Source organism: Thermodesulfobium sp. (assembly GCF_053498235.1).
This window is the reverse complement of the sequence record NZ_JBRCUV010000033.1, coordinates 1-7,679: the sequence shown is the minus strand read 5'-3', so window position 1 is coordinate 7,679 and position 7,679 is coordinate 1. Positions and strand designations below refer to the sequence as shown.

At 33.5% G+C, this 7,679-nt stretch carries 5 protein-coding genes; all 5 read right to left on the bottom strand.

Translation table 11 applies throughout. From position 1 onward, the window contains the following. Positions 1-1,282, bottom strand: a 1,282-nt coding sequence (locus ACWIUX_RS04335; protein WP_448589499.1) for a universal stress protein, incomplete at its 3' end; no start/stop codon positions are given. Next, positions 1,272-1,850, bottom strand: a complete 579-nt coding sequence (gene kdpC, locus ACWIUX_RS04330; RefSeq protein WP_448589498.1) for a potassium-transporting ATPase subunit KdpC — start codon at positions 1,848-1,850, stop codon at positions 1,272-1,274. The genes kdpC and ACWIUX_RS04335, both read right to left, overlap by 11 nt. Positions 1,851-1,862: 12 nt before the next feature. Further along, the gene (kdpB, locus tag ACWIUX_RS04325; protein WP_448589497.1) at positions 1,863-3,920 is read right to left on the bottom strand and encodes a potassium-transporting ATPase subunit KdpB; all 2,058 of its coding nucleotides are present in this window, start codon (positions 3,918-3,920) and stop codon (positions 1,863-1,865) included. Then, positions 3,921-5,645, bottom strand: a complete 1,725-nt coding sequence (gene kdpA, locus ACWIUX_RS04320; RefSeq protein ID WP_448589496.1) for a potassium-transporting ATPase subunit KdpA — start codon at positions 5,643-5,645, stop codon at positions 3,921-3,923. Positions 5,646-5,761: 116 nt separating this feature from the next. Beyond that, positions 5,762-7,474: a hypothetical protein gene (locus ACWIUX_RS04315; protein WP_448589495.1), complete on the bottom strand. Its 1,713-nt coding sequence runs from the start codon at positions 7,472-7,474 to the stop codon at positions 5,762-5,764. Positions 7,475-7,679: the final 205 nt, after the last annotated feature.

Genomic DNA, 7,679 nt, shown 5'->3' with positions numbered 1-7,679 from the left:
AAAATAAAGAGATAATATTTGTGTCGTTTAAATGATCTTTTAAAATGAATGCGATTATAGAAGCTAAAAATATATTAATTAACGCCAAGGTGTATTGATTAAGATGTTCTAGGGTGAATTTTTTACTTTTAAAATTTACGGTTTCCTCATTTAGGTCTAACATGTAGATATCAATATTTTTAGTTTTTGTTATGAGCTTTTCTGGTATACTCCTGGAGAACAAGTTAAATTTTTTGGGTTTTCCGATAACAATCTTAGTGACATTGTGATCCTTTGCATAATCAATTATCTCCCTGGCAGGATCGTCACCTTTAAGCCATACTATTTCTCCTCCTAAATTTCTAGCTAAATCTAGTGCACCATTCAACCACTTTATTTCATCCTCAGTGAAAGTCTCGTTTTTTTGTGTTTCAACATGCACTGCTATCCAATGAGCGCCTATTTCACTTGCAAATCTATATGCTGCTCTTATTAATTGTTTTGCATATGGACTTGCAAAAACTCCTACTAATACTTTGTTTTTTATAGACCAGGGACCTGCTATAGCATGTTGCATCATATATAAGCGCATTTTTTCGTCAACGCTATCTGCTGCCAATCTTAAAGCAATCTGTCTTAATGCTAATAGATTACCAACTTTGAAATATCTATTAGCTGCACTTTTAACAATATCATCAAGATATATTTTTCCTTCTTGTAGTCGCTTTAAAAGTTCTTCTGGTGTAATATCTACAAGTTTTATTTCTGATGCTTCCTTAAAAAATTTGTCAGGGATAGTTTCTTGTACCTGAATTTTCGAAATTTGTAAAATAATGTCCTTGAAACTTTCAATATGTTGGACATTTACGGCAGTATAAACGTCTATCCCATAGTTAAGTAGATTTTCAATATCTTGATATCTTTTTGAATTTGAAAAACTAGGTGGATTGGTATGAGCAAGTTCATCAATAATTACTATTTGTGGTCTTCTTTTAATTATCTTTTCAAGATCAACTTCTTTTAACTTTAAACCCTTATATTCGACCATTAAGGGAGGTATTATTTCAAGACCTTCGAGAAGCTGTTCTGTTTCTGGACGATTATGTGTTTCAACAAAACCTACAACAATATCAAGACCTTCTTTTTTTCTCTGATGTGCATCGCTTAGCATAGTATATGTTTTCCCTACTCCTGGAGCATAACCTAAATAGATTGTAAGCTGGCCTTTTTTAGCTTTTTCTTCGCTCTTTACTAATTCGAGCATTTCTTCAGGAGAAGGTCTTTTTAACTCATTATCTGACATATTGTTTTTCTAACTCTATAAGAGTTAAGTTTAATTTTAATACATTTACTCTTTTTGCTCCAAGAATTCCTAAATCTCTTGGTTCGGTATTATGTTCAACCAATTCTTTTAAAATTCCTGTTGGGATGTTTGTAACTTTTGAGATTCTCGGAATTTGAACCATAGCTGCTTCGGGTGTGATATCTGGATCTAATCCACTTCCAGAGCCCATAACGAGATCAGATGGAATTGGCAATCTTAATCCGTTTTCCTTAAAAAATTCTATTCTGTTTCGTATTTCTGAAATGAGTTTAGGATTAGTTGGTCCTAAGTTTGAACCGCCGCTAAATAGCGGATTGTAGGGAAAATCAGGTGTTGGCGAAGGCCTTGACCAAAAAAGATCTCCTCTTTCAAAGGGTTGACCTATTAATGCAGACCCTATTGCAACTTTGTTTTGATATATAATACTTCCATTGACTTGCCATGGGAAGAGTATCTGTCCTATAGTTGTAATCGTTAGAGGATAAATAATTCCTGTAATGAAAGTTAAAATTGTAAAAATCTTTATGCAACTTTTGAAATTTTTCATCTTTACCTCACATTATACAAATAAACTTAAAAATAAATATATTAACTTTATACCAATAAAAGGTGCAATCAACCCTCCGCCACCGTAAATCAAAAGATTGTATATAAGCAACTTTTCAGCAGGCATCGGTTTATACCAAACACCTTTCAAGGCAAGTGGTGTAAGTATAGGTATTACAATGGCATTGAAAATTACTGCAGATAATATTGCTAAGAAAGGATTAGCAAGATGTAATATATTCAAAACCCTTAGTTGTGGATAGATGGCAATAACTGCGGCAGGTATTATTACAAAATATTTGGCTATATCGTTTGATATGCTAAACGTTGTTAATGCACCGCGAGTCATAAGAAGCTGTTTGCCAATGTCTACAATGTCTAGAAGTTTTGTCGGGTTAGAATCTAAATCTATTATATTTGCTGCCTCTCTCGCAGCTTGTGTGCCCGTGTTCATTGCCACTGCGACATCTGCCTGAGCAAGAGCTGGAGCATCATTTGTGCCATCCCCTGTCATAGCGACCATCAGACCTTGTTGCTGATATTCTCTTACTAGTCTTAATTTGTCTTCTGGTTTTGCCTGTGCAAGGAAATCATCGACTCCAGCTTCTGCTGCTATAGTAGCTGCAGTAAGTGGATTATCTCCTGTGATCATTACAGTTTTTATACCCATTTTCCTAAGTTGTTCAAATCGTTCTTTTATGCCAGTTTTTAATATATCTTTTAGATTAATAACTCCTACAATAGCATTGTCGTAAGTAACTACTAAGGGTGTACCGCCTAATTTAGAAATATCCATTACAACTTTTTGCATATCATCCGGAATAATGCCATTGTTTTGAATTATATATTCACAAATTGCATCAGCTGAACCTTTTCGGTATTTGTGGCCATTTGTATTAACTCCGCTCATCCTTGTTTTAGCACTAAATGGTATTGTTTCAATATCTTTAGGTAGTTGGTGCATTCTCAAATTGTATCTTTCTTTTGCTAATACTACGATACTTCTGCCTTCAGGGGTTTCATCAGTTAATGATGATATTAAAGCTGCCTGGGCACACTCCTCAACTGTATGGTTTCCAACTGGAATAAATTCAGTTGCTTGTCTATTGCCAAGGGTAATAGTGCCTGTTTTATCCAAAAGCAAAACATTTACGTCTCCTGCTGCCTCTACAGCTCGTCCAGAAAGTGCAACTACATTTTTTCTAAAAAGTCTATCCATTCCTGCAATGCCTATTGCCGGAAGGAGTGCGGCAATAGTAGTAGGAGCAAGACAAACAAATAGGGCTATAAGCACTACAAATGAAACAGGAGAGCCATGTCCTGAAGAACTTACGCTGTAAATTGATAATGCTCTTAAATTAATTACTACAAATAGAAAAACTATAGTGAGTGATATTAGTAATACTTCGAGAGCGATTTCGTTTGGTGTTTTACGACGTTTTGCGCCTTCTACCATCGATATCATTCTATCTAGAAATGATTCACCAGGATTTGAGGTTATTTTTATTATGACGCTATTTGAAATAATTTGAGTACCTCCAGTTACAGCGCTTCTATCTCCTCCGGCTTCTCTTACCACTGGAGCAGATTCACCAGTTACCGCTGACTCATTTACCAGTGCAGCACCAACAACAATTTCTCCATCTCCAGGTATTAGATCTCCATCTTCAACAAGAACAAAGTCTCCTTTTTTAAGTTGTGTTGATAATATAACTTTGAATTTACTATCAAAAGATGGGGTATCCAATTTTTTTGCCATTATCTCAGTTTTTGACCTTTTCATCGATTCGGCTCTTGCTTTTCCACGGCTTTCAGAAAACGCTTCAGCAAAATTTGAAAATATTACTGTAAACCATAGCCAAGCTGAAACCCAACCTGTAAACCATAAGGGGGTATTGCTACCGCTTATAATTTCGTGAAGGAACTCTAATGTAGTAAGTATGCTACCAATTTCAACCGAAAGCATAACAGGATTGGATATTAAATCTTTTGGATTCAATTTTTTTAAGGAACTAATCAGGGCTGATTTAAATATTTCAGAACTATATAGATCTGCTTTTTTTGCACTCATTTAAAAACCTCTTTGCATAAGTATATTTTCGAGAAATGGGCCTAATGCCAGAGCTGAGAAGAACGTTAGCGCTCCGATGATAATAACGACCAACATTAGCCATATCATAAAAGGTATACGATCTGTGGGCAAAGTTCCAACGCTAGGTGGTGTATATTTCTTCCCTGCAAGAGAGCCTGCCATATATAGTACAGCTACCGCAGGCACGAAACGGCCAATTAACATAGCAACCGATGTTGTAAGATTATAAAATAAAGTATTCGAATTCAAACCAGCCATCGCACTTCCGTTATTGTTTGCAGTGGAAGCATAGGCATACAGTATTTCTGATAGTCCATGTGGACCGGGATTTAATATAGAGCTAAGACCTGCTTTTGTGATTAGTGCTAGAGTTGTAAATATTAGTACAAGAAGCCCAGAAGTTAGAACTATGATTATAGACATCCACATTTCTTTTACCTCGATTTTTTTGCCTAAAAATTCTGGGGTACGTCCGATCATCAAACCCGCAACAAAAACGGCAATTATCATAAAAGCAAGCATTGTATATAATCCAGATCCCACACCACCAAAGATTGTTTCGCCTGACAATATTAGGATCATAGGAATCAACGAGCCAATTGGCAAAAGAGAATCATGCATTGCATTAACAGCACCGCAAGAAGTTGCAGTGGTTATTGAAGAAAAAAGTGTGGTACCACCAACGCCAAAGCGTACTTCCTGACCTTCTATGTAATGGCCTGATACTCCAAGGCTGTTAATTAAAGGGTTATAAGAGGTATTTGCCCAATATTGAATTCCCATAAATGTTATGAGCAAGAAAAGCATAGTGATATATATAGCCCACCCCTGTTTAGTGTTTTTTTGCATTCTGCCAAATGTGTATGTAAGCGAAGCGGGAATGATGATTATCATAAAAGCCTCGAAAAAGTTGGTCAAAGGATTAGGATTTTCGAATGGATGTGCAGAATTTGCGTTGAAAAAGCCTCCTCCATTTGTACCAATTAATTTTATCGCTTCCTGTGATGCTACAGGACCCATTGGAATTATTTGCTTATCAATAACTTTATTATTTACTGTGATTGGAGAGACGAGACTTATTGATTTATAGCTTTCGAAATTTTGGATTACTCCTTGGCTCATCAAGAAAATAGCTGAAATTACGGATAGTGGTAAAAGAATGTATAAAATAGATCTTGTTATGTCAACCCAAAAATTTCCGATGCTATACGAGAGTTTGTTAGAAAATCCTCTAATTAAAGCAACAAGTATAGCAATTCCTGTAGCAGCGGAGAGAAAGTTTTGGACAGTAAAACCTAACATCTGAGTTAAGTAACTTGCTGATGATTCTCCCGCATAAGATTGCCAATTTGTATTTGTGATAAAACTGATAGCTGTGTTTAGAGCGAGATCTAATGAAAAGGCTTTAAAGCGTTCTGGATTTAATGGCAGCAGTTGTTGTGATATAAGTATTAGAAAGAGAAATATGAATCCTAACAAGTTAAAAAGTAACATGGATACAGCATATTCTTTCCAATTCATTTCGTGTTCAGGATCGACATTGCTCAATTTATAAATTAATTTTTCAATTGGCGAGATTGCCACAGAAATAAAAGTCTTTCTACCTTCAAAAATATTTGACATATATAAACCAAGTGGTTTTATACAAATTGTCAATAATAGAAAGAAGATAAAAAATTGAAGAATGTCTACAAATAAATTCATAAATGCCTCCTGAAACTGTATAAATTTTAATACATTTAAATTTATTATAAATTATAGACAATTTTATAATTTTTAGATTGATAAGTGATTTTTGTTGTATATAAAATAAGAGAGTACTATTCTGTTTCTTTATAGAATATCAATTTTTCTGTTTGATAATAAGCTGTTTGATCGTGGTTCACCACTATCAGGCTAAATTCATGCGCACCATTTGAAAGGTCTTTTATGCTGACATTTGAATTGAATCCAGAAAATTTGAATTGTGGAATTTTGAAAAGTTTCACGACGTCATTTCTTGGAAAGCCATAAGTTAAAGGATAAAGTTTGCCATCGATATCAGCAAACAAAAAAGATGCAGTTGTTTTGCCAAAAGGGTCAAGTGCCCAACCATATAAATTTATATTATCATATTTTTTTACTATCAGTTGGAACTGTTTGTTTTCGAAAGGAAAGGGATACTTATAAAAATATGTGAGCACAAGAAGTGGGGGAGCGTTATATTTTTTTAGCTGTTTAATATTTTCTGCAAGATAAAATTCTTGTTTTGTTCTATCATAAACATTTTGTACAGGAATAAACCAACCATTTTCTTTGGCGAGTTTTATATTTTCAAATGCCTTGTCCTGATATGGATATGACATAAAGTTATTCAACATATATTGTTTGTCGGATAGCTCTGAGTATGCTGTTTGAATCCAACCTACATATAAAACAATAGAAAGTAGAAGGCCCAAAAGAGCTATTAAGCTTCTAATCTTTTTACCTTTAGCGTTTAAGAAAAGTGATATATATGATATTGAAAATAAGAAAAGAGAATACATTGTATATCTGGAAAACATTGCGCTATCAAATCCCAAAAATATTCTATTCAGACCCACTACTAAAGACGTCAAGAATATAAAGCTAATGAGTAATATCAATGCATGATTATCTTTATTTAATTTTCTGCGTAAAAGCCAGAGATAATTTAGTATTAGGAGTATTGCTAAGATAAATATTAAGGCATAGCTTTTGGCAGCAGATGATATAAAGATCATCATATAGCCTAAAAGTGTTGTGGGATTTTTTAAGCAAAAAATTAAAGTGTCCTTTATTGGGGGTGAGATGTAGTGCAGAAGGGGAAAATAAATATAAAAAATAATTAGAGATGCAATCAAAAATGTTGAAAATCTTTTATATTGCCTTGTTAGTAATAAATATAAAAGTACAATAGGTGATACAAATAGACCGCCACCACCAGTAAAGACGGCTAAAACAAAAAAAACAATTCCTAATATAAAACCATAGCCTTCACAAGTAAAGGTTACAATTGAGATAATGGAAAATAGAAGTTCATAATATTGTTGAATAGATGCCATCGGAAAATCTGCCATCAATTCCCACTGAGAAAAGCACAGCATCGTTATGGCTATTGGTGTGAGTTCAGTGAGTTTAAAACCATATTTCTTTTTGAAAAATATAATTAAGAAAAGTATTATGAGAATAAGCCCTAAATTTCCTACAATTGATAAAATACAAAAGTTTATCTTGCCAAGAATATTGAAAAAAAATAGCGTAATAACCCTATCAAATACAATTCTGTGTTCGTGAAACTGGGAAAAGAGAAGGTATAGTCTATATCCGAAGTCGCTATGAGTATAAAATTTATTTATGAAGTCCAATATGGCATCGTAATCATCTGAATAAGGCATATTAACAGAAAATTTTAATGAGGTGTAAAAATAAAAGACAATTGCGCTTAATAATAAAGTTATAGAAATAAAGAAGTATATTTTCCCTAATTTCGTTAGTGTCAACTTAAATAATTTTTTTAAATTATCTGGCCGCATGCATTCCCTTTAGAGTTATTTTCAGCTATTTTATCATATTAAAAAATATATTCTAAAAAATCACTTTCCCTGAGCAAGATGCTCAGGATACTATTAGAGTTTTTTTACTTATCAAAAAGTTTGATAATATATTATTATTAAATTTACTAGATCAAACTTTTTCTTGGTGGAGGGATCATATTAAAGATTTAGAATTAGAAAATAA

What these genes read in the sequence shown, in the direction of transcription:
- kdpB (WP_448589497.1), bottom strand. Translation starts at nt 3,920, where the DNA reads ATGAGTGCAAAAAAAGCAGATCTATATAGTTCTGAAATATTTAAATCA.
- ACWIUX_RS04315 (WP_448589495.1), bottom strand. Translation starts at nt 7,474, where the DNA reads ATGCGGCCAGATAATTTAAAAAAATTATTTAAGTTGACACTAACGAAA.
- kdpA (WP_448589496.1), bottom strand. Translation starts at nt 5,645, where the DNA reads ATGAATTTATTTGTAGACATTCTTCAATTTTTTATCTTCTTTCTATTA.
- kdpC (WP_448589498.1), bottom strand. Translation starts at nt 1,850, where the DNA reads ATGAAAAATTTCAAAAGTTGCATAAAGATTTTTACAATTTTAACTTTC.